This is a genomic window from Winogradskyella sp., from assembly GCF_016744625.1.
GTDB lineage: Bacteria > Bacteroidota > Bacteroidia > Flavobacteriales > Flavobacteriaceae > Winogradskyella.
Genome location: NZ_JADGDZ010000022.1, coordinates 16,471 through 43,178, shown reverse-complemented (window position 1 = coordinate 43,178; position 26,708 = coordinate 16,471). Strand labels below are relative to the sequence as shown.

Annotated in this window: 17 protein-coding genes and 1 pseudogene; 16 read left to right on the top strand and 2 right to left on the bottom strand. The window is 33.1% G+C overall.

All coding sequences use genetic code 11. The annotated features are described in order from the left end of the window. From QZZ53_RS07015 to queG, 6 genes and pseudogenes are all read left to right on the top strand, one after another. Positions 1 to 202 (top strand): annotated as a pseudogene (locus tag QZZ53_RS07015) (quinol:cytochrome C oxidoreductase); the annotation flags it as partial. A gap of 24 nt (positions 203 to 226) precedes the next feature. Beyond that, on the top strand, positions 227 to 1,291 hold the full coding sequence (locus QZZ53_RS07010) for a cytochrome c oxidase subunit II (RefSeq protein WP_296382978.1): 1,065 nt from the start codon (positions 227 to 229) through the stop codon (positions 1,289 to 1,291). A gap of 34 nt (positions 1,292 to 1,325) precedes the next feature. Next, a complete protein-coding gene (locus QZZ53_RS07005; protein ID WP_296382976.1) occupies positions 1,326 to 3,119 on the top strand; it encodes a cbb3-type cytochrome c oxidase subunit I in 1,794 nt (597 codons plus the stop codon). A 92-nt stretch (positions 3,120 to 3,211) separates the two neighbouring features. Next, on the top strand, positions 3,212 to 4,234 hold the full coding sequence (ruvB, locus tag QZZ53_RS07000) for a Holliday junction branch migration DNA helicase RuvB (protein ID WP_296382974.1): 1,023 nt from the start codon (positions 3,212 to 3,214) through the stop codon (positions 4,232 to 4,234). A 133-nt stretch (positions 4,235 to 4,367) separates the two neighbouring features. Beyond that, a complete protein-coding gene (locus QZZ53_RS06995; RefSeq protein ID WP_296382971.1) occupies positions 4,368 to 5,708 on the top strand; it encodes a cytochrome c peroxidase in 1,341 nt (446 codons plus the stop codon). Between the two features lie 60 nt (positions 5,709 to 5,768). Then, positions 5,769 to 6,689, top strand: a complete 921-nt coding sequence (gene queG / locus QZZ53_RS06990) for a tRNA epoxyqueuosine(34) reductase QueG (RefSeq protein ID WP_296382968.1) — start codon at positions 5,769 to 5,771, stop codon at positions 6,687 to 6,689. A 5-nt stretch (positions 6,690 to 6,694) separates the two neighbouring features. Here queG and QZZ53_RS06985 read toward each other — a convergent pair whose 3' ends face one another. Continuing rightward, the gene (locus QZZ53_RS06985; RefSeq protein ID WP_296382966.1) at positions 6,695 to 9,061 is read right to left on the bottom strand and encodes a DUF5686 family protein; all 2,367 of its coding nucleotides are present in this window, start codon (positions 9,059 to 9,061) and stop codon (positions 6,695 to 6,697) included. Positions 9,062 to 9,168: 107 nt separating this feature from the next. On the opposite strand from QZZ53_RS06985, the gene QZZ53_RS06980 reads away from it, so the two are divergent. From QZZ53_RS06980 to QZZ53_RS06945, 8 genes are all read left to right on the top strand, one after another. Then, the gene (locus tag QZZ53_RS06980) at positions 9,169 to 11,451 is read left to right on the top strand and encodes an NADP-dependent malic enzyme (protein WP_296382964.1); all 2,283 of its coding nucleotides are present in this window, start codon (positions 9,169 to 9,171) and stop codon (positions 11,449 to 11,451) included. A gap of 77 nt (positions 11,452 to 11,528) precedes the next feature. Next, a complete protein-coding gene (gene ruvA / locus QZZ53_RS06975) occupies positions 11,529 to 12,110 on the top strand; it encodes a Holliday junction branch migration protein RuvA (RefSeq protein ID WP_296382962.1) in 582 nt (193 codons plus the stop codon). After that, complete coding sequence (sprA, locus tag QZZ53_RS06970; protein ID WP_296382960.1) at positions 12,110 to 19,447, top strand: cell surface protein SprA; 7,338 nt, start codon at positions 12,110 to 12,112, stop codon at positions 19,445 to 19,447. The genes ruvA and sprA overlap by 1 nt, the downstream gene beginning before the upstream one ends. A gap of 60 nt (positions 19,448 to 19,507) precedes the next feature. Then, complete coding sequence (gene gcvH / locus QZZ53_RS06965; RefSeq protein WP_296382958.1) at positions 19,508 to 19,888, top strand: glycine cleavage system protein GcvH; 381 nt, start codon at positions 19,508 to 19,510, stop codon at positions 19,886 to 19,888. Continuing rightward, entirely contained in the window at positions 19,881 to 20,243 is a 363-nt protein-coding gene (locus tag QZZ53_RS06960; RefSeq protein WP_296382956.1) for a VanZ family protein, read from the top strand. Before gcvH ends, QZZ53_RS06960 begins: the two co-directional genes overlap by 8 nt. Before the next feature lie 64 nt (positions 20,244 to 20,307). Then, positions 20,308 to 21,036 carry an energy transducer TonB gene (locus QZZ53_RS06955; protein ID WP_296382954.1) on the top strand — a complete coding sequence of 243 codons (729 nt, stop codon included), beginning with the start codon at positions 20,308 to 20,310 and terminating at the stop codon, positions 21,034 to 21,036. 115 nt (positions 21,037 to 21,151) lie between these two features. Next, a complete protein-coding gene (locus QZZ53_RS06950) occupies positions 21,152 to 21,943 on the top strand; it encodes an energy transducer TonB (protein WP_296382951.1) in 792 nt (263 codons plus the stop codon). Between the two features lie 121 nt (positions 21,944 to 22,064). Continuing rightward, positions 22,065 to 24,167 carry a gliding motility protein RemB gene (locus tag QZZ53_RS06945; protein ID WP_296382949.1) on the top strand — a complete coding sequence of 701 codons (2,103 nt, stop codon included), beginning with the start codon at positions 22,065 to 22,067 and terminating at the stop codon, positions 24,165 to 24,167. Here the strand turns inward: QZZ53_RS06945 and QZZ53_RS06940 are convergent. Beyond that, a complete protein-coding gene (locus QZZ53_RS06940) occupies positions 24,164 to 25,054 on the bottom strand; it encodes an MBL fold metallo-hydrolase (protein WP_296382947.1) in 891 nt (296 codons plus the stop codon). The genes QZZ53_RS06945 and QZZ53_RS06940 overlap by 4 nt on opposite strands. A 150-nt stretch (positions 25,055 to 25,204) precedes the next feature. On the opposite strand from QZZ53_RS06940, the gene cyoE reads away from it, so the two are divergent. Both cyoE and QZZ53_RS06930 read left to right on the top strand, forming a co-directional pair. After that, positions 25,205 to 26,098 carry a heme o synthase gene (gene cyoE, locus QZZ53_RS06935; protein ID WP_296382945.1) on the top strand — a complete coding sequence of 298 codons (894 nt, stop codon included), beginning with the start codon at positions 25,205 to 25,207 and terminating at the stop codon, positions 26,096 to 26,098. Beyond that, entirely contained in the window at positions 26,099 to 26,698 is a 600-nt protein-coding gene (locus tag QZZ53_RS06930) for a cytochrome c oxidase subunit 3 (protein ID WP_296382943.1), read from the top strand. Positions 26,699 to 26,708: the final 10 nt, after the last annotated feature.

Genomic DNA, 26,708 nt, shown 5'->3' with positions numbered 1-26,708 from the left:
AATCGGACATTACGTAGATATATTCAATATGATTATGCCAGCAACAGTTGGTGATAGATGGTCTATTGGAATTCCAGAGATAGGAGCGATATTATTATTTGCAGGTTTATTTATACTTATAGTGTTTACAGCACTTGGCAAATATCCATTGTTAGCAAAAGGAAATCCTTTTATGAAGGAAAGTGAACATTTCCATTATTAATTTTAAATAAGAACAGAAACGATAATGACTGCTTTATTAACTATTATAATTGTACTCTTTGTAGCTGTTGCCTTATGGCAAATGGTAAAGATTTTTGATTTAGCTGAAGTTGGTTCATCAAATACGCAAGTTGCTGATGATAATGACAACAAGCTAAATGGTTATTTAATGATGGGATTCTTAATATTCATCTATGCTATTACCATAGCTAGTTTTTGGTATTTAGGTGATTTACCATTAATGTCTAATGCAGCATCAGCGCATGGGCCAGAATTAGATAACCTTATGATAATTTCAATGATTATCATATTTATAGTTCAAACAATAACTCAATTCCTATTACATTATTTCGCTTTTAAATATAAAGGTGAAAAAGGTAGAAAGGCATTGTTTTATGCTGATAATAATACCTTAGAATTTATATGGACAATTATTCCTGTAATAGTTTTAGCAGGTTTAATTATATGGGGATTATTCACTTGGAATGACATTATGAATGTTGATGAAGATGAAGATCCAATGATTATCGAATTGTATGCACAGCAGTTTAATTGGAAAGCTAGATATGGTGGTGGTGATAATGTTCTTGGTAAAGCCAATGTTAGACTCATAGATTTAGATAAAAACAATATTTTAGGAATCGCAGTAGACGACCCTAATGCAAAAGATGATGTTATTGTAACAGAATTACATTTGCCAGTTGGGCAACCAGTATTGTTTAAGATGCGATCTCAAGATGTATTACACTCAGCTTATATGCCACACTTTAGAGCACAGATGAATTGTGTTCCTGGTATGGTAACGCAATTTGGTTTTACACCGACAATTACAACAGCAGATATGCGTCAAAATCCTGATATGATTGATAAGGTTCAAAACATCAATATGATTAGAACCGAAAAGAGTAAATCATTAACAGCAAATGGAGAGGAAGCTTTAGAGCCTTACGAGTTTGATTACTTATTGTTATGTAATAAGATTTGTGGAAAATCACATTACAATATGCAGATGAAAATTATTGTAGAGACTCAAGAAGAATTTGATGCCTGGATAGCAGAACAAAAAACGTTCACTAATTCATTAAACTAAATTAAAATCATTTTAAGAAATAGATAAAGAGATTATGTCAGCAACAGTAGATACACACGATCACGACGATCACGACGTACATCATCACAAAGAGACTTTTGTAACTAAATATATATTTAGTCAAGATCATAAAATGATTGCAAAGCAGTACCTAATTACTGGTACTATTATGGGTGTTATTGGTGTTTTAATGTCAATAATGTTCCGTATGCAAATCGCATGGCCAGAAGAGCCAAACGTATTATTTGAAGCTTTATTAGGAAAATGGGCACCAGATGGTGTTATGGATGCTGATATCTATTTAGCACTGGTAACGATACATGGAACCATAATGGTATTCTTTGTATTAACAGCAGGATTAAGTGGTACGTTTAGTAACCTTTTAATTCCATTACAGATTGGTGCACGAGATATGGCATCAGGATTTCTTAATATGATATCTTATTGGTTATTCTTTTTATCTAGTGTAATCATGATAATTTCATTATTTGTTGAAGCTGGACCAGCAGCAGCAGGTTGGACAATTTATCCACCATTATCTGCCTTGCCAATGGCTCAAGGTGGTTCAGGTATGGGTATGACTTTATGGTTAGTGTCTATGGCTATATTCATTGCATCTTCATTATTAGGTTCATTGAATTACATTGTTACTGTAATAAACTTGCGTACAAAAGGAATGTCAATGACAAGACTGCCACTAACAATATGGGCATTCTTTGTAACGGCTATAATTGGTGTGATTTCATTCCCAGTATTATTATCAGCTGCATTATTATTAATAATGGATAGAAGTTTTGGTACATCCTTCTTCTTATCAGATATATTTATTCAAGGTGAAGTATTACATTATCAAGGTGGTTCACCAGTATTATTTGAACATTTATTTTGGTTCTTAGGACACCCAGAAGTGTATATTGTATTATTACCAGCTTTAGGAATAACATCGGAGATTATTGCTACAAACTCACGTAAACCAATATTCGGTTATCGTGCCATGATTGCTTCAATTTTAGCAATCGCATTCTTATCTACAATTGTTTGGGGACATCATATGTTTATTTCAGGAATGAATCCATTCTTAGGGTCTGTATTTACATTTACTACTTTATTGATTGCGATTCCTTCTGCAGTAAAAGCATTTAATTATATAACCACGCTTTGGAAGGGTAATCTACAGATGAATCCGGCCATGCTGTTTTCAATTGGTTTAGTATCTACATTTATAACTGGTGGTTTAACTGGTATTATTTTAGGTGATAGTGCATTAGATATTAATGTACACGACACGTATTTTGTTGTAGCCCACTTCCACTTAGTAATGGGTATTTCTGCACTTTATGGAATGTTCGCAGGAATCTATCATTGGTTCCCGAAAATGTTTGGTAGAATGCTTAATAAAAACTTAGGCTACTTACATTTCTGGGTAACAGCAATCTGTGCTTACGGAGTATTTTTCCCAATGCACTTTATAGGTATGGCAGGTTTACCAAGACGTTATTATACGAACTCAAATTTCCCATTATTTGATGATACTGCTAATGCCAATGTGGTTATTACCTTATTTGCAATTGTTGGTGGTATTTTTCAATTGGTATTCTTATACAATTTCTTCAGTAGTATATTCTTTGGTAAAAAAGCACCACAGAATCCATGGAGATCTAATACACTTGAATGGACAGCACCAGTTAAGCATATGCATGGTAACTGGCCAGGAGCTATTCCTCATGTTTACCGTTGGTCTTATGATTATAGTAAGCCTGGTCATGATGAAGATTTTGTACCTCAAAATGTTCCTATGAAAGAAGGTGAAGAAGAGTTACATCATTAGAGTTTTAATAAAATAAGGATCTCACTAAAGAGACTCACAATATCAAAGTCTTTCTGTTTTCAGAAAGGCTTTTTGTTTATATTTGTTTTAGCATGAACGAAAACTTAGATCCATCCAACAATAATTTCACTCCAGAAGAACTTGATGTAGAAAAGAAGTTAAGACCCTTAAGTTTTGACGACTTTACAGGACAAGATCAGGTGTTAGAAAATTTGTTGGTTTTTGTTCAAGCTGCTAATCTTAGAGAAGAAGCCCTAGATCATACGTTGTTTCATGGACCTCCAGGTTTAGGTAAGACTACTTTAGCTCATATATTAGCAAATGAGTTAGAAGTCGGAATAAAAGTGACGTCTGGACCAGTTTTAGATAAGCCAGGAGACTTAGCCGGATTGCTTACAAATCTAGAAGATCGCGATGTTCTTTTTATAGATGAAATTCATCGTTTAAGTCCAATTGTAGAAGAGTATTTATACTCAGCAATGGAAGATTATAAAATTGATATTATGATTGAGTCTGGTCCAAATGCCAGAACGGTTCAAATCAATTTAAACCCCTTTACACTAGTTGGTGCAACTACACGTTCTGGATTACTAACAGCACCAATGCGAGCACGTTTTGGTATCAGTAGTCGATTACAATATTATAAAACGGATTTATTAACAACAATAGTACAGAGAAGTGCTTCAATTTTAAGTGTACCAATTTCTATGGAAGCTGCAATTGAAATTGCAGGACGTAGTAGAGGAACACCTCGTATTGCGAATGCTTTGTTAAGAAGAGTTAGAGATTTTGCTCAAATAAAAGGTGATGGGAATATTGATATTAAGATTGCCAAATTTGCATTAGAAGCTTTAAATGTTGATGCACATGGTTTAGATGAAATGGATAATAAAATTTTAACGACTATTATCGATAAATTTAAAGGCGGACCTGTTGGTATTAGTACAATTGCTACGGCAGTTAGTGAAAGCACAGAAACTATTGAAGAAGTATATGAGCCCTTTTTAATTCAGCAAGGGTTTATTATGCGTACACCTCGCGGTCGTGAAGTTACAGAGCAAGCTTATAAGCATCTTGGAAAGATAAAAGGGCCAACTCAGGGAGGACTTTTCTAGATTTATTTCATTTCCAATCATCGGAAAAATTAGCACCTTACATTCATTCAACTAATTTATTGCTCTTTGGTCTAAATGCGTAACTATATAAAATAGCTTCATTATATATTTGAGAGCCTTAAATATATAAATAATGAAAAATCTACATCTAAAATCAATTATCGTATTGATTTTTATATCACTTATGTCGTGTAATTCAGATAACGACAATTACCAAAACGTTTCAAATCAAATAGAACTCGAAAGTAGAATTATAGAATTATACGGTTCTAAAGTAGAATTAATTCAACCTCTAGAAACAGACTTTTCGTCTATTCCTAGCGATATTAATAATCCAATTACTGCTGCAAAAGTAGAATTAGGAAAGATGTTATATCATGAAACTATGATTGCTAAAAATGCGAACATGGATGATGGAATGTATACCTATTCTTGTGCAAGCTGTCATCATGTAGATGCAGGTTTTCAAAGCGGTGTAAAGCAAGGCATCGGAGAAGGTGGTTTAGGTTTTGGGACTTATGGAGAAGGTAGGATTAAAAACCCAATGTATACTGAAGATGACCTAGATGTACAACCAATTAGAACACCAACAACATTAAATGTAGCGTTTCAGTCAGTAATGTTATGGAATGGGCAGTTTGGTGCTAAAGGACTAAATGAAGGTACGGAATCTCAGTGGACAGTTGGTACACCAAAAGAAGCAAATACTTTAGGTTTTGAAGGTGTAGAGACACAAGCAATTGCTGGTTTAGATGTGCACCGATTACAAATAGATGCTGATGATATTATAAACTCTTCATATAAAGATCTTTTTGACAATGCATTTCCTAATGTAGAAGTAGGTCAACGCTATACAAAACTTAATGCAGCATTAGCAATTGCGGTATACGAACGTACGTTATTACCAAATCAAGCTCCTTTTCAAAGATGGTTAAGAGGAGATACAAATGTAATGAGAGATAATGAAATTGCAGGAGCAAATCTATTTTTTGGAAAAGGGCAATGTTTTACTTGTCACTCAGGTCCTGGATTAAATGGTATGGACTTTCATGCCATTGGTATGAATGATTTAGAAGGCGCAGAAATTATGACTGTTGTAGACGAAAGAACTAAAAAAGGTCGTGGTGGATTCACTGGAAACTCTGAAGATGATTATAAGTTTAAAACACCACAATTATATAACTTAAAAGATGTTCAGTTTTTTGGACATGGAGGGAATTTTCAAACCGTAAAAGAAGTTGTAGAATATAAGAACGATGCTAATTCTGAAAACTCAATTGTACCTCAAGATAAATTATCAGCTCTTTTTGTTCCTCTAAATTTAACCGAAATTGAAATTAATCAGTTAACAGTTTTCTTAGAGACATCTTTATATGATGATAACTTACAACGTTATGTGCCTGAAAGCCTTCCATCTGGAAACTGTTTCCCAAATGCAGATTATATGTCATCTTCAGACTTAGGATGTAACTAAGTGTTTTGAAGCTATATTTTGTAAAAACATTATTGTAGTTTAGTTCTTTATAGAACTCAGTTGAACAAAGAAACTTATACTAAAATAATAAAAGCCGAAGCTAAACGCCTTGGCTTTTTGTCTTGTGGTATAAGCAGAGCAGAATTTTTAGAAGATGAAGCTCCACGTTTAGAAAGATGGCTAAAGAATAATAGCCATGGAGAGATGCGCTATATGGAAAACCATTTTGATAAGCGCTTAGATCCAACATTACTAGTTGAGGGCTCTAAAAGTGTGGTGTCTTTATTACTTAATTACTATCCTTCAGAATTACAAAATGATAATTCTTATAAGCTTTCTAAGTACGCTTACGGCACAGACTATCATTTTGTAATAAAGGATAAGCTAAAATCACTTTTACATTATATTCAAGACGAAATTGGTGAAGTAAGTGGTAGAGCTTTCGTAGATTCTGCACCAGTTTTAGATAAAGCATGGGCAGCAAAATCAGGTTTGGGTTGGATAGGTAAACATTCAAATCTTTTAACCCAACAAGTGGGTTCTTTTTATTTTATTGCTGAATTGATTATCGATTTAGAATTAGATTACGATACACCAGTAACTGATCATTGTGGTACATGTACCGCATGTATAGATGCGTGTCCAACAGAAGCAATTACAGAACCTTATGTAGTAGATGGGAGTAAATGTATTTCTTACTTTACGATAGAACTAAAAGAAAATATACCAACAGAATTTAAAGGCAAATTTGATGATTGGATGTTTGGTTGCGATATCTGCCAAGACGTTTGTCCTTGGAATCGATTTTCTAAATCTCATAAAGAACCTTTATTTAATCCACACCCAGAGTTATTAGATATAACAAAAAAAGACTGGGAAGAGATTACGGAAGATACGTTTAGAAAAGTGTTTCAGAAATCTGCAGTTAAACGTACAAAGTTTTCTGGATTGGGTCGGAATATTGGGTTTTTGAAAAGCTAAAAGCATTACTTAAAACTAAACCCAAAGGAATATTTAAAAGCAAAATTATCACTAGAGTTGTCAAAACTATGATAGCCATAACGGTAAAATGCACCAACTCCTAAGCCAACATAACCTATATCTCCAAAAGGTATTTTTATAAGGTTCTGAAGTTCTAAACCAGTTTCCATAAATAATTGCTCTTTAGTAGAAAAGTCTATGAGTTGATGATTAGAAGCATTAGATAGACTTCCGACACCTAAATTATTATGCATTAAAATGTCTGGTTGTAAATACCCTTTATTATTAAAAAGCCTTCCAAAATTATGCACAGTAAAGAGATTCGTGAATTTATCAGATAGAAACTCATAAGGAGTTACAGTCTGAAAATAATTGCGAACTACAAACGGGATTTTCTTATCAAAAGTTCCTTCACCAGTAAAAAGTAATCCATAAGGAAGTGATCTATCTATATAGCCCAAATCTAATCGATATGTTGTTTTCCCAAGCCCTTTAGTTATAAAGCTATGGTCTAATGTAAATCGTAGTTTGTTGTAATTAAAGTCGCCATCAAATGTTCCTTTTAAACCTCTCGAGTAAATCAAATTAAAAATAGGTGCATTATTTTCGAGCCTGCTTGTCGTTCCAAAAACGTCTACTAATTTTTCGTTAACATGATAACCTATGCCTACATTAAATTCTGAATTGGTATAATCAGTAACGGTTAACCCATTCATCATAAACTCATAATCATAAAGAGGGTTCACATCAGCTGTATTAAATCCTAAAGACCAATTTACATTCCTTAATATTTTCATATCTGTATTTATGCTAAATGCTTCAAGACCATCCATCTGACTGGCTATCCAATTACGTTGTAAAAAAGGACTTTCAATTCTATCACTTGAGTAAGTTCCAGTTTCACGTAAATCATTGACATATTTTAAACTAACGGTGATGTCATTTTTATTTGGTACATCAATCAAAAGTTCTCCTCCATATTTCCAAGCTTTATCTTTTAAACCATAACCAGCATAACCACCAATTGAAACATGTTTAAAAATATCATCATTTGTATAAAGCCCTAAACCTAGTCTATTACCTTCGTAACGATTAAATCGTGTAATTTTATTAAGATCAATATCAACATACTTTAACGGAAACCGACCTTTAATTAAACTTGGAAATAAGTTAAATATCTTATCGATTTTCACCTTTTCTACAATGCTATCTATAAAAACATAAGTGCGTTTCTCATTACTATTCAAGGAGTCTCGTCTATTTAATTTCCAAAATGAAGCATCTTTTAGTCCTGCGTTTTCTGGTAAAGTTATTAATGTCAAAGGAAAATCCTTTTTAGTTAAAATGGCATTTGGTATAATTTCAGATAAATAGCTTTTACCAACATATTTGATGCTGCTAAAACCAGAACCAACATTAATTTCAAAATTTAACTGGTTAGGAAACCAATACTTATTTTCAATAAAGTTGTATTTCTGCTGAATTGTAACTTCTAATTTTCCTGAATTAAATGTAGTTGCATCTACACTCTGAACAGCATATTTATTAGAGTTAATTTGAAGTAAACCTTTTAAGCCTTCAAAATTTCGATTGGTTTTAGGTTCAAAAGAAATTACAAAAACAGTGTCTTTTCCTTTAATATATTCTTCCTTTAATCTGAATTTATACTTTTTTGTACTTCCTTTAGAAATAGGGTTAAGGTAATTCGTTTCAAATAATGAAATGTGTTCACTATAAAAAGAGAACGGTTGAAAACTATTAGCTAGTAGTGCAAATTTCGGGTTTTTAAAGCCTGAAGATTTTGTAGCAATAATACTATCCTCAGAGAATCTGGGCTTTAAGTATTTGTGTTTAGCTATGGTTTCAGTAATAAAAAAATAAGAGCCTTTCATTACCTTTTCCATTTCCTCTCTTAAAGAATCTGTTTTTTCTGCTTGCTTGCCAGACGTGATAATAATTTTGTCGTAGGACTTGTAAGTGTATGAATTTAAACTTTCTGGATTATTAATATTTTTATTAGCGACCGCTTTTCTGATAATACGATGCGCTGGGTTTTCTCTATCAATAAAAACTTCATCAAGTGCGCTAACTTTTTGTTTTAAGCTTATATAGTGGTTCTTTATGTCATCTATTTTTAAAACTTTTCTTTCATAACCAATATAGCTTATCGTTATATTTTCAACATGAGATAGTACATAAAAAACACCGTCAATATCTGTTGACGTTCCTTTATAATCTTTTCCATTAAAAATAATATTAGCAAAAGGAATTATTTTTTTGGTGCCTTCATCAATCAAGATAAACTTCTTCGTTGTTTGAGCTATAGTTTTAAAACTTAAAAGAAGAAAAATTAGTAATAAAAAGTTTTTCATAAAGAATGGTGGTTAGCGGTATTGCTAATTAACGTAGAATTTTTGAAACTATTGAGTTTTTAGACCAAGTTTCATTGTTTATCTTTGTGGCTTATTTTAATCAGATTATGAGTAAACAGAGTAAACGTATTGAGGCTTTAGTATATCATGCCAAGCCTACTCCAGGAAAGATAAAGGTAGTACCTACTAAAAAGTATGCTTCTCAACGTGATTTGTCCTTGGCCTATTCTCCAGGTGTAGCAGAACCTTGCTTAGAGATTGAAAAAGATGTCGAAAACGTTTATAAATACACAGCTAAAGGTAATCTTGTTGCCGTAATATCTAACGGAACAGCCGTTTTAGGATTAGGAAATATTGGTCCTGAAGCTTCTAAACCTGTAATGGAAGGAAAAGGGTTGCTCTTTAAAATCTTTGCAGATATTGATGTGTTTGATATTGAAGTTGATACTGAAGATGTAGATGCATTTATTGAAACCGTAAAAAATATTGCACCAACATTTGGTGGTATAAATCTTGAAGATATTAAAGCTCCTGAGGCTTTTGAAATAGAACGTCGTTTAAAGGAAGAATTAGATATTCCTGTAATGCATGATGATCAGCATGGTACAGCAATCATATCTGCTGCAGCATTATTAAACGCATTAGAATTGGCTGAAAAGAGCATAGGTGAAGTTAGTATAGTTGTAAGTGGTGCAGGTGCAGCTGCAATTTCTTGTACGCGTTTATACCAGGCTTTTGGAGCAAAGCGCGAAAATATAATAATGCTAGATAGCAAAGGTGTTATTAGAGATGATAGAGATAATTTAACATCGCAAAAAGCCGAGTTTGCTACTCATAGAAAGATTGATACTCTAGATGAAGCCATGGTAAATGCTGATGTGTTTATAGGTTTGTCTATGGCAGATATCGTTTCCCCAGAGATGTTAAAGTCAATGGCAAAGAACCCTATTGTTTTTGCAATGGCTAACCCAAATCCTGAAATAAAATATCAACTTGCTATAGATACTAGAGATGATATTATTATGGCTACTGGTCGTAGTGATCATCCTAACCAAGTCAACAATGTTTTAGGTTTTCCTTTTATTTTTAGAGGAGCATTAGATGTAAGAGCGACAAAGATTAATGAAGCTATGAAAATGGCAGCAGTTAAGGCTTTGTCTCGTTTAGCTAAGGAACCTGTACCAGAACAAGTAAACATTGCTTATGCAGAAACTCGACTTACTTTTAGTAAAGACTATATTATTCCAAAACCATTCGATCCAAGATTAATTGCCGAAGTACCACCTGCTGTAGCTAAAGCAGCAATGGAGAGTGGTGTTGCTAAAGAACCTATAGAAGACTGGGATCGCTACAAAAATGCACTATTAGAACGATTGGGTTCTGATAATAAATTAGTTCGTATGCTTTTAGGTAGAGCGAGAACTAATCCAAAACGTGTTGTTTTTGCAGAAGCCGATCAGCTCGATGTTCTTAAAGCTGCACAAATTGCATATGAAGAAGGTGTAGCTCATCCTATTTTATTAGGAAGAAGAGATACCATTATCGATTTAATGAAAGAAATAGAATTCGATGCAGACGTACCAATTATTGACCCTAAATCTGATGAAGAATTAGAACGTAAAAATCGTTATGCCAAAGCTTATTGGAAAAAACGCAAACGACAAGGTGTTACTATTTATTCTGCAGAAAAGAAAATGCGTGAGCGTAATTATTATGCCGCAATGATGGTAAATGAAGGAGATGCAGATACATTGATTACGGGCTATTCTCGTAGTTATCCGTCGGTTGTTAAGCCAATGTTGGCGCTAATTGGTATGGCTCCAGGTATTTCTAGAGTAGCAACAACTAATGTGATGATGACCCAACGTGGTCCAATGTTTTTAAGTGATACTTCTATAAACATTGATCCTACTGCTAAGGATTTAGCAAGAATAGCACGTATGACTTGCCGAGTTACTAAAATGTTTGGAATTGAGCCAGTAACTGCAATGATATCTTATTCTAACTTTGGGTCTTCTGAAAACCCACAAGCAGAAAAAGTAAGAGACGCTGTTGCTTACTTGCATAAAGCGTATCCAGAAATGATTGTTGATGGTGAGTTACAAACAGATTTTGCTTTAAATTCAAAAATGCTACAAGATATTTTTCCATTTTCAAAATTAGCAGGCAGAAAAGTAAATACGTTAATTTTTCCAAGTTTAGATTCAGCAAATATTACATATAAGTTGCTAAAAGAGCTTAATAAGGCAGAATCTATTGGTCCAATTATGATGGGTATGGCAAAACCAGTTCACATTCTACAATTAGGTGCTAGTGTAGATGAAATTGTAAATATGACGGCAATTTCAGTTATCGATGCTCAAGAACGCGAAAAGAAACAGCAGAAATAGTTGGTTTCTTAGTGGCTTACTTCATTCTGTAATGTAAATAATTTTATTACATTTGGTTTTTTAACCTTTGGTAATAAATGATTACACACATAGAAGGCAAGCTTGTTGAAAAAAATCCTACAGATGTTGTGATTGATTGCAATGGAGTAGGCTACTTTATTAATATATCTCTACATACGTTTTCTCAAATTCCAGATAGAGAGAATCTAAGGCTTTATACGTATCTCCAAGTAAGAGAAGATTCGCATAGTCTTTATGGATTTTCATCTAAAACAGAACGCGAAATATTTAAATTATTAATTTCCGTCAGTGGTATTGGGGCTAATACAGCACGTGCAATGTTATCTTCTTTAACTCCAGAACAAGTAAAAGAAGGAATTGCTAGTGGAGATGTCGCTTTAATTCAGAGTGTAAAGGGTATTGGTTTAAAAACAGCACAGCGTGTTATTATTGATTTAAAGGATAAAGTGTTAAAAGTTTATGGTATTGACGAACTTTCTTTAATACCAAACAATACAAGCAAAGATGAAGCGTTATCAGCTTTAGACGTTTTAGGATTTAACAAAAAACAATCAGAAAAAGTGGTTGATAGAATTTTACAAACCCAACCAGATGCCATTGTAGAGCACATTATTAAAGAAGCTCTAAAAAACTTATAATGCAATTGAACAAAACTAACTATACACAACCCAACTCGTTCCCTTTTTATTGCGTATTAGCGCTTATGATGCTAGTAGGTACATCTGTTTTTGCTCAAGAAACAGAACAAGAACAAGATTCAACAAAAACAACTTTTGCATTTGGAAAGCTTAATATGCCAAATCCAAGTAGCATTGTTTCAAAATATACGTACGATCCTATTTTAGATCGTTATATCTATACCGAAAAAATAGGAAGCTTTAATACTAACTATCCATTAATTCTAACTCCAGAAGAATTTCAAAAATTGGTGTTACAAGAAAAACTGAAGGAGTACTACAAGCGAATGGCTGATGCCGCAGCAGGACAAAAAGAAGGTACGGAAGAAGATCAAAAGAATTTGTTGCCAGAGTTTTATGTCAATTCAGGATTATTTGAAACTATTTTTGGAGGTAATACCATCAATGTAATTCCGCAAGGTTCGGTTGAAGTCGATTTGGGTGTATTATTTTCTAAACAAGATAATCCATCGTTTTCTCCAAGAAATAGAACAAATTTCACCTTTGATTTCGACCAAAGAATTAGCTTAAGTTTACTTGGTAAAGTTGGTACTCGACTTCAGGTAACGGCAAATTATGATACCGAAGCTACTTTCGATTTTCAACAACTCGTAAAATTAGAATATACACCAACTGAAGATGATATTGTTCGTAAGATTGAAGTTGGTAACGTTAATATGCCTTTAAACAGTTCTCTAATTACAGGTGCTCAAAGTCTTTTTGGTGTTAAAACGGAATTACAATTTGGTAAGACTAAAGTAACAGCTGTATTTTCAGAACAACAATCTCAGTCTAAGTCAGTTACTGCACAAGGAGGTGGAACTGTTGAAGAGTTTGAATTCTTTGCCAGAGATTATGATGAGAATAGACACTTTTATTTAGCACAATACTTTAGAGATAATTACGATAAAGCATTATTGCAATATCCTTTCATTGATAATCAAGGACTTCAAATTACTAGAGTAGAAGTATGGGTTACCAATAGAAATAATCAAACTGAGAATGTTAGAAATATTGTTGCATTTCAAGATTTAGGTGAATCTGAAGCAGATAATATAGGATTAACTCCATTGCCAGGTGGTTTTATAAATGCTGCACCAGGTGCATTGCCAAACAATGAAAACAATGATTTTGATCCAACTAATATTGGTGGAGCTGGTTCATTGTTAACTGATGCTGTTAGAAATATCACTAATGTTGAATCTGGAATCAATGTCCCAGTAAATGAAGGTTTTGATTATGGTAAATTGGAAGCCGCAAGAAAATTACAAGAAGGACAAGAGTATGTTTTAAACTCAGAATTGGGCTATATATCATTAAATCAAAGGTTGCTTAATGATGAAGTTTTAGCAGTTGCGTTTCAATATACGCTTGGTGGAGAAGTTTTTCAAGTTGGTGAATTTGCAAATGATGGTGTAGATGCCACACAGGTTAGCGATGGTATTAACGGAAATCAGGTTGTAAACAATCAAAGTTTAGTCTTAAAAATGTTGAAAAGTGCAGTGACTTCTGTAGATCAACCAATTTGGGATTTAATGATGAAAAACATCTATGATACAGGTGCTTTTCAATTAAGTCAAGAGGATTTTAGGCTTAATATTTTCTATACTGAAGCATCTGCATTAAATTATATTAGACCGGTTGAAGGCACAGCATTTCCTCCCTTTGATAATAATACTCCATTCCCAGGTGATGATACTGTAATTAGTGAAACACCTTTAATTAGACTTTTTCATTTAGATCGATTAAATTTTAACAACGATCCACAAGAACGAGGTGATGGTTTCTTTGATTATGTTGAAGGGCAAACTGTATTAAGTCAAAATGGAAAAATTATTTTCACTAAAGCAGAGCCTTTTGGTCGTTATTTATTTGATGTTTTAGATGATGATGGCAATCCTAGTAATAACGATGTTGATTATGAGGATATTCCAGATACTCAAGCTGGATTTAATGAAAATCAGAAAAAGTATGTTTACGATTTGCTTTATAAATCTACTAAGACGCAAGCTTTAGATGAAGCCGAAAAGAATAAATTCCAAATCAAAGGACGTTTTAAAAGCAGTGGAGGAGATGGTGGTATTCCAATCGGAGCATTCAATGTTCCAAGAGGATCTGTGAGAGTTACTGCTGGTGGACGCCTACTAGTTGAGGGTGTTGATTATACCGTAAATTACCAATTAGGACGTGTGGAAATATTAGACGAAGCTTTAAAGGCATCAAACACTCCAATTAACGTTTCGGTAGAAAATAACGCCGTTTTCGGACAACAAACAAGGCGTTTTACAGGTATTAATATTGAACATCAATTCAATGAAAATTTCGTTTTGGGTGCAACTTTATTAAACCTAAACGAACGACCAATCACACAAAAGGCTAATTTTAATTCTGAGCCTATTAATAATACCATTTTTGGTTTTAATGGAAACTATTCTACAGAAGTACCATTTTTAACACGTTTAGCAAATAAGCTTCCAAATGTAGATACAGATGTACCTTCTAACCTTTCTCTTAGAGGAGAGTTTGCATACTTATTGCCAGGAGCTCCAAAGGGTACAGATTTCAATGGTGAAGCCACAGCTTATATTGATGATTTTGAAGGTACACAAGGATCAATAGATTTATTGAGTCCGTTATCGTGGTCGTTATCAAGTCGTCCAAAAGAGTTGCCTAATACAACTCCTGGAACCGACGCTAATGGTATTGACAATGGTTATGGTAGAGCATTTTTAAATTGGTATACGATTGATCCAATTTTCTATAGTAATCAACGCCCAGATGGTATTACAGATGATGACGTTTCAGATTTATATACGAGACGTGTATTTATAGAAGAAATTTTCCCACAGGTAGATATCGTACAAGGACAAACTTCAGTAATTAATACGCTAGATTTATCTTATTACCCAACAGAACGTGGACCTTATAATTTTGATCCTAATGAAACTGATGATACACTTAACCCGAATCAAAGTTGGGCAGGTATAACTAGACAAATTACATCAACAGATTTTGAACAAGCGAATGTAGAATATATAGAATTTTGGATTCAAGATCCATTTTTAGATAATCCATCCAGTACAGGAGGAAAACTAACTATAAACTTAGGTAACATTTCTGAGGATGTATTAAAGGATGGTAAAAAGCAATATGAAAATGGATTACCAGAGGATGGTGATATTACTACAATTCAGCAGCAACTACCAACATTAGCTAGTCCTTATGTTGTGCCTCAAAATCAATCTTTAATTTATACGTTTGCAACTACTGGAGCCGAAAGAGCGAATCAAGATGTCGGTTATGATGGTTACGATGATGCAGAAGAAAGTCAAATGTTAACTCAGGTTTTCGGCGCTAACAATTTTGGTGAAGATGATCCTGCGAGAGATAACTATACGTATTACTTAAATACAGATGGAGATATTTTTGAGCGTTATAAAGGGTATAACGGTCAACAAGGAAATACACCAGATGTATTTACAGATACTAATAGAGGATCTACTACACAGCCAGATGTTGAAGATATCAACCGAGATAATACTATGAATACTATTGATAGTTATTATGAGTATGAGGTTGATATGAATCCTACCAATCTTAATATAGATAATCCTCAGATTAATGATGTTAAGGTAAGAAACGTAACCTTGCCAAACGGTAATCAAAGAGAAGTGACTTGGTACCAATATAGAATCCCAATAGCAGATGGCCCTAATAGAACAGCTATTGGTGGAATTACAGATATTAGATCCATACGTTTTGCACGTTTATATTTAAGAGAGTTTACTGAAAACACAGTACTTAGATTTGCGTCTTTAGATTTAGTACGTAGTGACTGGAGACGTTATACTTTAGACTTAGATAATGATGCGACAAATAACAGTGTAGATGCTGAGTTTAATGTTGCTATTGTCGGTGTTCAAGAAAATGATGGTGATTATGTTATTCCGCCAGGAGTAAGACGAGAAGAGTTAAACAATAATAATAATGTTATTAGACAAAATGAGCAGTCCTTAGTGCTACAGGCTTGCGATTTAGAGCCAACGGATTCTCGTGGTGTGTTTAAGAATATTAATATTGATATGCGTCAGTATAAGAAATTGAGAATGTTTTTGCATGCCGAAGCTCAAGAAGGATCGACTTTAGATCCAGGAGAATTAGTAGCCTTCATTAGAATGGGTAATGATTTTACGCAAAACTTTTACCAGATAGAAATACCATTATTGCCAACAGATTTTGCGGATGGTACTATTGAAGAACAAATTTGGCCAGATCAGAATGAAATAAATATTCCACTCGAATTTTTACAGAAGATTAAAGCACTAGGTATTTCTGCTGGTACGTTGAGTAATGAAGATCCTACGTTTTATAATGTTGTAGATGGGCAATTAAACGAAACTGCATTGGTTGATGGTGATGTGCCTTTTGATGATGTATTAGGTAGTGTTAAGCAGCAGCGTGTTGCTGTAAAAGGAAACCCAAATTTTGGTAATATCAGAGTATTGATGGTCGGTGTAAAAAACTCTGGTAGTACAACGATGAATGCTTGTGGTGAAGTTTGGTTTAATGAATTAAGAATGTCGGACTTAGAAAATGAAGGAGGTTGGGCAGCAGTTGTAAGTATGGATTCTAACATTGCAGATTTTGCAGATATTAGTGCTACAGGTAGACGAAGTACTATAGGTTTTGGAGGCATTGAGCAAGGTCCTAATGAGCGAAGCTTAGAGGATGTGCAACAATATGATGTTGTTACTAATATACAATTGGGACAATTACTACCAAAGAAATGGGGAGTGCAAATTCCATTTAATTATGCACAAAGTGAAGAATTGGTAACACCAAAATTTGATCAATTCTACAATGACTTAACTTTAGATTCTCGAATAGATGCGGCTGAGTCTAGTGAAGAAGAAGATCGAATAAGAACACAATCTGAAGATTATACGAAGCGAAAAAGTATCAATTTTATTGGAGTTAGAAAACAAAAAACAGGAGATTCTAAAAAACGTTTTTATGATGTTGAAAACTTAACATTCAATTATTCTTATAACAAGGTTGAACATCGTGATTTTGAAATCGAAAATGCACTCGATCAAAATATTAGAGCAGGTGCTAACTATAATTATTCATTTGAGCCATTAAAGATAGAACCATTTAAAAAGAACGATTCATTATTTACTGGTAGCTACTGGAAGATTTTAAAAGATTTTAATCTTAACTTATTGCCTTCAAGTATCTCGGTAAATACAGATATCAATAGACAGTTTAGTAAACAGAAATTTAGAGAAGTCGAATTAGCTGGTAGTAATATTGGTATTGAAGAATTATTTAGAAGAAATTACACCTTCGATTTTCAATATGCAATCAATTATAACTTAACAGATGCTTTAAGTTTAAACTTTACAGCTGCGAATACTAATATTGTACGTAATTACTTTATAGATGATCGAATTAACGGAAGACAAGATCCAGAATTAGATGTTTGGGATGGTTTCTTTGATTTTGGTGATCCAAATTTCCAAACACAACAGCTTCAAGTTAATTACGAATTACCAATTTATAAAATACCAGCTTTAAGTTTTTTAAGAGCAACATATGCCTATAATGGTGCATTTCAATGGCAAAAAGGTTCAGATTTAAATCAAGGGTTAGAGCTAGATGGAAATACTTATAATTTAGGGAATTCCATTCAAAACTCTAACACACATAATATTAATTCAACTCTTAACATGGAAACCTTATACAAAACCTTAGGTTTAGTGAGAAAGGGTAATCCAAGAGGTAGAGGACGAGCTAGAAACACAGGAGCAAAGCGACGAACTGGGACACCAGATACTTCAATTGCAAATAAGGACGACCAAGCGAAAGACCCTAATAAATTAAGTACAGGTAAAAAGGCTTACAATACCTTAATTGATGTTGTTACTATGGTAAAACGTATTCAGTTTGGTTATACTGAAAACAATGGTACATTTTTACCAGGCTATTTGCCAACACCTGGTTTTGTTGGTACGTTAAGACCAACAGTTGGCTATACATTTGGAAGTCAAAGAAATATTAGAGATTTAACTGCAGAAAATGGCTGGTTAACAATATTTCCAAATCTTAATCAGCAATATTCTGAAGTTCAAAATAAAACATTAGACTATTCGATTAATGTTGAGCCAATGCGAGATTTAAAAATTGACCTTATTGGAAATAGAACATATGCCAATAATATAACTCAAAATTTTAGAGCTCTAGATAATAATAATGATGGCTTAAGTGATGAATACGAAGATTTAATTACCAACTCATTTGGTAACTTTAATATTTCAACAATACTTATTAAAACGGCTTTTAGTAAAAGTGATGAAAATCAATCTGCTACTTTTGATGATTTTAGAGCTAATAGACTAATTATAGCAAACAGGCTTGCAACACGCGCAGGAATAGACATCAATGATATTGCAAATTTAGATGCAGAAGGTTATCCTTTAGGTTTCGGTAAAAATAGTCAACGTGTGTTATTACCTTCATTTTTATCAGCTTATCAAGGTTCTAATCCAGATAAAGTAAGCACAAGTGCATTTAGAGATGTGCCAATACCAAACTGGACTTTGAAATACACAGGTTTAATGAAGATTCCATGGTTTAAGAAAACTTTCAGACGTTTTTCTATTCAGCATGGTTACAGATCACGCTATACTATTAATCAATTTAGAACTAACTTAGATTATGATGCGCCAGATTTTAGTTTTGCAGCTGACGCACCTCAAAATCAAGAGGCAGTAGATCAAGCAGGTAATTTTAAAAATGAGACGTTATACAGTAACATAAACTTAGAAGAACAGTTTAGTCCTTTAGTGCGTTTAGATTTTGAAATGAAAAATTCAATTAAGGTCTTAGCAGAAATTAAAACAGACAGGTTATTGTCTCTAAGTTTTGATAATAATTTAATGACCGAAATACAAGGAAAAGAATACACACTTGGTTTAGGTTATCGTTGGAAAGATTTGAGAATTCGTACAGCTCTAGCAGGACCAAAACAAGCCGTTGTAGCTGATTTAAATATGCGTGCAGATATTTCTGTAAGAGATAACAAAACCATTATTAGGTATTTAGACCTAGAGAATAATCAAATTACGGCAGGTCAAACAATTTGGGGATTTAAATACACAGCAGATTATTCATTTAGTAAGAACTTAACGGCTATTTTCTATTTCGATTATACCTTTTCAGATTTTGCTATTTCTACATCATTCCCACAAACCTCATTAAGATCTGGAATTACCTTGCGTTATAATTTTGGAAATTAATTTTGAATTGAAGCAATTAAAAATTTACTTTTGTTTCATTAATAATATACAACATTAAAAATGAATATACCATCAGAATTAAAGTACACCAAAGATCACGAATGGATCAAAATTGAAGGAGATATTGCTACAATAGGTATTACAGATTTTGCTCAAGGAGAGCTTGGTGACATTGTTTACGTAGAAGTAGATACGTTAGACGAAACCTTAGATATTGAAGAAGTTTTTGGTACGGTTGAAGCTGTAAAAACAGTTTCAGATTTATTTTTACCATTATCTGGTGAGATTGTAGAATTTAATGAAGGTCTTGAAGATGAGCCAGAAAAGGTTAACATAGATCCTTATGGTGATGGCTGGATGATAAAATTAAAATTTTCTGATGCGTCTCAAGTAGAAGATTTATTATCAGCAGAAGATTATAAAGCTATTATCAGTGCTTAAGAATTTGCTATTACCAGTTGCAATTGTCTATACGATTGTATTGGTTGTTGCTACTTTAATTAATCTGAATGGTATACCTAGTTTAGGGTCATCATTTGACGATAAAATATATCACCTTATAGCATATTTTGGACTTGGTTTTCTTTGGATAACATATTTTAAGCCTCGTAAAAAAAAGAATAATCTCGTAATTGTATTCTTATGTCTTATTCTATTTGGTGTGGTTTTAGAATTGATACAGCATCAGCTAAACCCTAATAGGACTTATGATACTTACGATTTAATAGCCAACTGTTTAGGAGTAATGCTTGGCACACTAATTGCAACCAGAATAAGCATATATAAGTTAAAATAACACAAAGCCTTGTTTTTTTTACTATTATTTAGTTAAATTAGCGATGTTATAATAAATAAATAATATGGAACCTAAGAAGAATCCAAAATCAGATGTAAGTCGCAATAGCTCAATATACTTTGCGGTTGGTCTTGCATTAATGCTTGCTGTTACGTATATGTCTATTAACTATAAGACTTACGATAAAAGTGATATTGCAATAGACTCACTTAATTTAGATGATGAGTTAGAGGAAGAAGTGCCAATTACAGAACAGATTGTTACTCCACCACCTCCACCACCTCCACCACCAGCTGCTCCAGAGATTATTGAGGTTGTAGAGGATGAAGAAGAAGTTGAGGAAACGGTTATAGAATCTACAGAAACAGAAATGGATACAGAAATTGTTGAAGTAGAAGAAGTAGAAGTAGAAGAAGTCGAGGAAGATATAGAAGTACCATTTTCAGTAATTGAAAATGTGGCTGTGTTTCCTGGTTGTGAAAAGAAAAAAGGAAATGCCGCTAAAAAAACCTGTATGAATGAAAAGGTGAACAAGTTCATCAACAAGAAATTTAATACAGAACTGGCTAGTGATCTAGGACTAGCTCCAGGTAGAAAGCGAATCTTTGTTGCTTTTAAGGTTGATAAATCTGGTAACATAACAAGTATTAATGCTCGTGGTCCACACCCAGGACTCGAAAAAGAAGCAAAGCGTGTTATAAGTATGTTACCTAAAATGAAACCAGGAAAACAAAGAGGTAAGGCTGTAGTGATGCCTTTCTCAATTCCAATTGTATTCCAAGTACAAGATTAGATAAAGCATATTTTTTAAATATAAAAATCCCGTTCAAAATTAATTGGACGGGATTTTCGTTTTGGTATGCTTATTGCGATATTCTCATAATATTAACATTTAAATAACACGTATTATGAAAAATTCTAAAAAAGACTTCGGTATTGCTGGTCAGAGCACTACTGAAGCAAAGAAACCACACAAGCATGATGCAAATTTACAAAAAAACTCAACCCTTTATTTTCAAATAGGGTTGATACTTTGTTTATTGGGCACTTATTCACTTTTCGAAATGCAGTTTCAAGACAAAAAGATTACTGTCATTGATGAAGATGATGTAGCAGAAAAAATTGTTATTGATTATGTTCCACCTTTTGTGGTTGAGGTTATTAAACCAAAAGATCCAGAGCCATTACCTAGTAAAGATTTAAAGGATGTTTTTAAAGTAATTAAAGATGATAATCCAATTGTTACAAAAATTATAAATACACCTGATGATCCTGCTCCTGAAACAAAACCTGTTGACGTAGGTTCCATTGTTGTTATTGATGTTCCAAAAGATCCTATTATTGTTGATTTTATTAGAATCGAAAATGTGCCAGTTTATCCAGGATGTGAGAAATACAAGATTAATGAAGAACGTAAAAAATGTATGTCAGAAAAGATATCTAAATTGGTAAACAGAAGATTTGATACAAATATTGCTTCAGAATATGGATTATCTGGAATACAAAAAATACAAACACAATTTACTATTGATAAAAATGGTAATGTAGTAGATGTTAAAGTTCGTGCACCACACCCAGCACTAAAAAAGGAAGCTCAGCGAATTATAGATAAAATACCACACATGAAACCTGGCTACCAAAGACAGGTTGCTGTTGGTGTTGTGTACAATCTTCCAATTACTTTTCAAGTCGAAAATTAGAGGTTACTTTATTAAAAACTCTAGAACCGTTATTGTAAAATAACGGTTTTTTAATGCTTAATTTAGACTTAAGGTTACTAAAAAAAATAAGTATCTTTCAGCCATTAAAATCACGTCTTTTATGAAGCGCATTATTTTTGTTGCTATTCTATTCATTTCTTCTTTTGGTTTTGCTCAAACATTATCAACCTACGAGAAGCCTCCTACTTTTAGTGAATGTGAATCTGAAGCTATAAATCAAATAAAATCGTGTTTCAACTTTACACTCAATAGTTTTATTTATAAAAATTTTAAAGTACCACAAATTGCGATTGATGAAATGTATAAAGGTGACGTACAGGTGTTGTTCGAAGTTAATAAAGAAGGTGAATTTAAAATCATTTATGTAGATGCGATATATGATGAGCTAAAAGAAGAGAGTAATCGTGTTTTTGCATTACTTCCAAAAGTAAAGCCTGCAACATATAATGGTAAACCAACATTTGTTCAGTACAGTATTAGTATAGCGATACCTCTTTCGGAACCCGTTAGAGAATCAGATAAATCAGTTGAAGTTCAGCTCACAGAAAAAGATAGTCTTAATGCGACACTATCAAATGAATTTGATGCCATTGCAGATCAATTAAAACCTTACGAAAAACTAGAATACAATAGCCAATTAAATGTGCCTTTTACACATTCTTATTATGCACGTTTTGATGACGAAATGAATGCTATTGGCACAAATAGTCATACAGCAGCAAAACCTTTTGTTTATAGTGATGTTGCGAGGTACTATGATATCAAAGCAGAAAAAGAGAGCTTGGCTAAAGAAACAGATTCTTGGTTGGGTAGAAAATTGTATAACGAACATTTAGTTGAAGTACAAAGCAAAGACTATTGGTTTACTGTAGATCCGATCTTAGATTTACAAGTTGGAAAAGACACTGAAGCCGATTATGGTTCTTGGAATAATACAAGAGGACTTTTTATACAAGCTGGTTTAGGAAAACGATTTAATTTAACAGCTTCAGTCTATGAGAGTCAAGGACGATTTGCAGATTATTTTAATCAATATGCGGAAAGTTTAAAGGCTTTTGGTCCAGATCCTGCAATTATTCCAGGTCGTGGTATTGCAAAACGATTTAAGGATAACTCTTATGATTATCCTGTAGCTGAAGCCTATTTATCTTATACTCCTGCAGATTTTTTAAATATTCAATTTGGTCATGGTAAAAATTTTATTGGTGACGGTTATCGATCTTTATTACAAAGTGATGTAGCTAGTCCGCACCCATTTTTAAAATTGAATGCTACATTTTGGAAAATTAAATACACTAGCACATGGATGTGGTTAAAAGATGTTAGAGATGAAGTGGTGGTTGATAAAGCCTTTTTGACCAAGTACATGGCAAATCATTATTTGAGTTGGAATGTATCCAAACGTCTTAATATTGGTCTTTTTGAATCTGTAATGTGGGCAGATACCAACGGAAGAGGTTTTGATGTTAATTATCTAAATCCAATTATATTCTTTAGAGCCATAGAATTTCAGACAGGTCAAGGTGCAGGAAATGCTATTTTAGGATTAAGCTCTAAGTATAAATGGAACAATAAAGTTAATATTTACGGTCAATTCGTTTTAGATGAATTTTCTTTAGGTGATGTGACTGGTGGTGACAAAAGTTGGAAGAATAAATTCGGTTTTCAATTAGGAGCAAAGTATTTTAATGCCTTTAAAGTTGACAACTTGTTATTACAAGCAGAATATAACCAAGTGCGACCTTATACATATTCGCACAATACTCAAATTCTCAATTATGCACATTTTAATCAGCCTATGGCGCATCTTTGGGGATCTAATTTTAGAGAATTGGTGTTAATAGGTCGTTATAATTACAAGCGTTGGTTTGCGGATGCGAAGTTTATTGTTGGTCAACGAGGATTTGATTTTAATACTACTGAAGATAGTTTTAATTATGGCGGAAACATATACGGAGATGAAGACAACCGTGTAAGTAATACAGGAATAAGAATTGGTCAAGGAAATAAAACAAATAGTTTTATGACCGAACTACAAGCTGGTTATTTATTAAATCCAGCAACCAATTTAAAGTTATTTACCAATATTATCTACAGAGATTTTAATCCTGAAGCTATAACAGCATCAACTATGGATTCTAATACGCTATGGTTTAGTATTGGTGTAAGAACAGACTTGTTTAATTGGTATAATGATTTTTAGGATTTATCTTCCTTCAAACTCTTATAAAATGTCAATCTAATTTTTTCGCTATTAATAAAACCAGTGCCAAAATCTAAATCATCATAGGTTTTAGTAAGGCTATTATCTGCTTTTATTTCATCTTCTGTTTTTCCTTCGTCGATAGCTTTTTGAATATTTGTTTTCAATGCTTCAAGCATTTTTAAAAAGCTTTTATATTCTTCTTTGTTAGATAGTTTTCCATGACCAGGAATAATTTTTGTGTCTTCATCTATAAGCATTAATCCACGTTTTACAGCTTCAATATAACCGTTTACACTTCCACCAGAATTTAAATCAATGTAAGGATAATGACCATTAAAGTACGTGTCACCAGTATGAAGCACATTACTTTGTGTAAAATATAATAAAGCATCACCATCTGTATGCGCATTTGAAACATGGAATACAGCAACACTTTCATCATTTATTGTAATGTTTAGTTTGTCATTAAATGTTATTACAGGTAAAGCCTCTTTTGGTTTAAAACTACCATCACGTTGTTTAGCTTCAAGACGTTTCTTCACATTATCGTGTGCTATAATTGTAGCACCAGCTTTAGTCATATTTTCGTTTCCACCAGAATGATCACCATGATAATGTGTGTTTATCAAAAATTTTAAGGGTTTATCACTAAGGGTTTTAATAGCGGTTAGAATCTTCTCAGACAGAGGTGCAAACTGATCATCAATTACAAAAATACCATCGTCACCAACAGAAACACCTATATTTCCACCTGCACCTTCCAGCATATAAGTGTGTTCTGATAGCTTAGTTGTCTTTATTTTAACCTTATCAAAACGTCCTTGGGCAAGAATTGAAGTTGAAATTAATAATATAAACATTGGAAGTAACTTTATAGTTTTCATAGCTTAGTTTTAAATGCTTTTGGTCTTATAAAAATAGGTAAACTTACACTTAACAATTGTGGTAGAATTAAAACTAAGGTTTTACGTTGGTTAGAATCAATTTTCAAACTATCTTTGCACTCGCTAAGAATAGAACCAAAAACGCATAGTTTGAGCAGCACAAAATCTTCGGTATCAACAGCTTCTGTGATAACAGATTTTAAGGAAATTACTAAAATGGGATTATCCCTAAGTGTGGTGTTTTCCTCAATCGCTGGTTACCTTCTTGGAGCAGAAGTCATAAGTTTTACTACTCTTATTTTATTGGCTTTCGGTGGTTACTTTATGGTTGGCGCTTCTAATGCTTACAATCAAATCATTGAGCGTGATTTAGACGCTTTAATGGATCGCACAAAGAATAGACCAATACCAGCTGGTCGTATGACTGTTAATACAGCATTTACAATTGCGACATCATTCACAGTTTTAGGGTTAATTACTTTATATATTATCAATCCTAAAACAGCAATGTGGGGAGCGGTATCAATATTCCTATATACTTGTGTTTATACACCATTAAAGACTAAAACATCGTTATCTGTTTTTGTTGGTGCTTTGCCAGGAGCAATCCCTTTTATGTTAGGTTGGGTTGCTGCAAGAAATGAATTTGGTATAGAACCAGGAACTCTATTTGCAATTCAGTTTTTTTGGCAATTTCCACACTTTTGGGCTATTGGTTGGTTCTTGTTTGAAGATTATAAAAAAGGCGGCTTTTTTATGTTACCAACAGGTAAGCCAGATAAAGGAACGGCAGTACAAATTATAATGTATAGTGTTTGGACGGTTTTAGCATCTATTATTCCGGTGCTTGGGTTTACAGGAGACTTAAAGTTGTCTATTGTTGGTGCCGTTTTGGTATTTATATTAGGTATGATTATGTTGGTATATGCTTTTAAGTTATTTAAGGATCGTACGGCAAAAACAGCTAAACAATTGATGCTGTCTAGTGTATTTTATATCACCATGTTACAGATTATATATGTTGCAGATAAATTTTTGAGATAGATGGATTTAACACAAGGAACACAAGAGGAGAAAAGAGCAAGGTCTAAGAAAATGATGCTGTGGTTTGGTATTGGTTCATTAATTATGTCTTTTGCAGGCTTAATAAGCGCATTTATTGTAAGTAGTAAACAAAGAGTAGATAAAGATTGGTTAAGTGATTACCAATTGCCAGATGCTTTTCTGATAAGCTTAATAGTAATTTTAGCAAGTAGTCTTACTTTTATTCTAGCTAAACGAGCATTAAAACAGAACAATCTAAAGATGACCTCGATTTGGTTACTTGTAACTCTAGCTCTAGGAATTGCATTTGTTTTTAATCAGTTTGAAGGCTTTAGACAAATCATTGAAGCAGGTCATAATTTCACAGGTCCAACAAGTAATATTACGATGTCTTACATATATATTATGGCAGTAGCGCATATAACACACGTCATTGCTGGGTTAATATGCTTGCTTGTCGTAATTTATAATCATTTTAAACAGAAGTATAATGCCAACAATATGTTGGGTTTAGAACTGGCAGCTAATTTCTGGCATTTTGTAGATATACTTTGGCTTGTGCTCTTTTTGTTTTTATATTTTTTTAGATATATAATTTGATTATTTTTGT

Excerpts from the sequence above, each read along its gene's own strand:
- QZZ53_RS07010 (WP_296382978.1), top strand. The coding sequence starts at position 227 with ATGACTGCTTTATTAACTATTATAATTGTACTCTTTGTAGCTGTTGCC.
- QZZ53_RS07005 (WP_296382976.1), top strand. The coding sequence starts at position 1,326 with ATGTCAGCAACAGTAGATACACACGATCACGACGATCACGACGTACAT.
- ruvB (WP_296382974.1), top strand. The coding sequence starts at position 3,212 with ATGAACGAAAACTTAGATCCATCCAACAATAATTTCACTCCAGAAGAA.
- QZZ53_RS06995 (WP_296382971.1), top strand. The coding sequence starts at position 4,368 with ATGAAAAATCTACATCTAAAATCAATTATCGTATTGATTTTTATATCA.
- QZZ53_RS06985 (WP_296382966.1), bottom strand. The coding sequence starts at position 9,061 with ATGAAAAACTTTTTATTACTAATTTTTCTTCTTTTAAGTTTTAAAACT.
- QZZ53_RS06980 (WP_296382964.1), top strand. The coding sequence starts at position 9,169 with ATGAGTAAACAGAGTAAACGTATTGAGGCTTTAGTATATCATGCCAAG.
- ruvA (WP_296382962.1), top strand. The coding sequence starts at position 11,529 with ATGATTACACACATAGAAGGCAAGCTTGTTGAAAAAAATCCTACAGAT.
- sprA (WP_296382960.1), top strand. The coding sequence starts at position 12,110 with ATGCAATTGAACAAAACTAACTATACACAACCCAACTCGTTCCCTTTT.
- gcvH (WP_296382958.1), top strand. The coding sequence starts at position 19,508 with ATGAATATACCATCAGAATTAAAGTACACCAAAGATCACGAATGGATC.
- QZZ53_RS06955 (WP_296382954.1), top strand. The coding sequence starts at position 20,308 with ATGGAACCTAAGAAGAATCCAAAATCAGATGTAAGTCGCAATAGCTCA.
- QZZ53_RS06950 (WP_296382951.1), top strand. The coding sequence starts at position 21,152 with ATGAAAAATTCTAAAAAAGACTTCGGTATTGCTGGTCAGAGCACTACT.
- QZZ53_RS06945 (WP_296382949.1), top strand. The coding sequence starts at position 22,065 with ATGAAGCGCATTATTTTTGTTGCTATTCTATTCATTTCTTCTTTTGGT.
- QZZ53_RS06940 (WP_296382947.1), bottom strand. The coding sequence starts at position 25,054 with ATGAAAACTATAAAGTTACTTCCAATGTTTATATTATTAATTTCAACT.
- QZZ53_RS06930 (WP_296382943.1), top strand. The coding sequence starts at position 26,099 with ATGGATTTAACACAAGGAACACAAGAGGAGAAAAGAGCAAGGTCTAAG.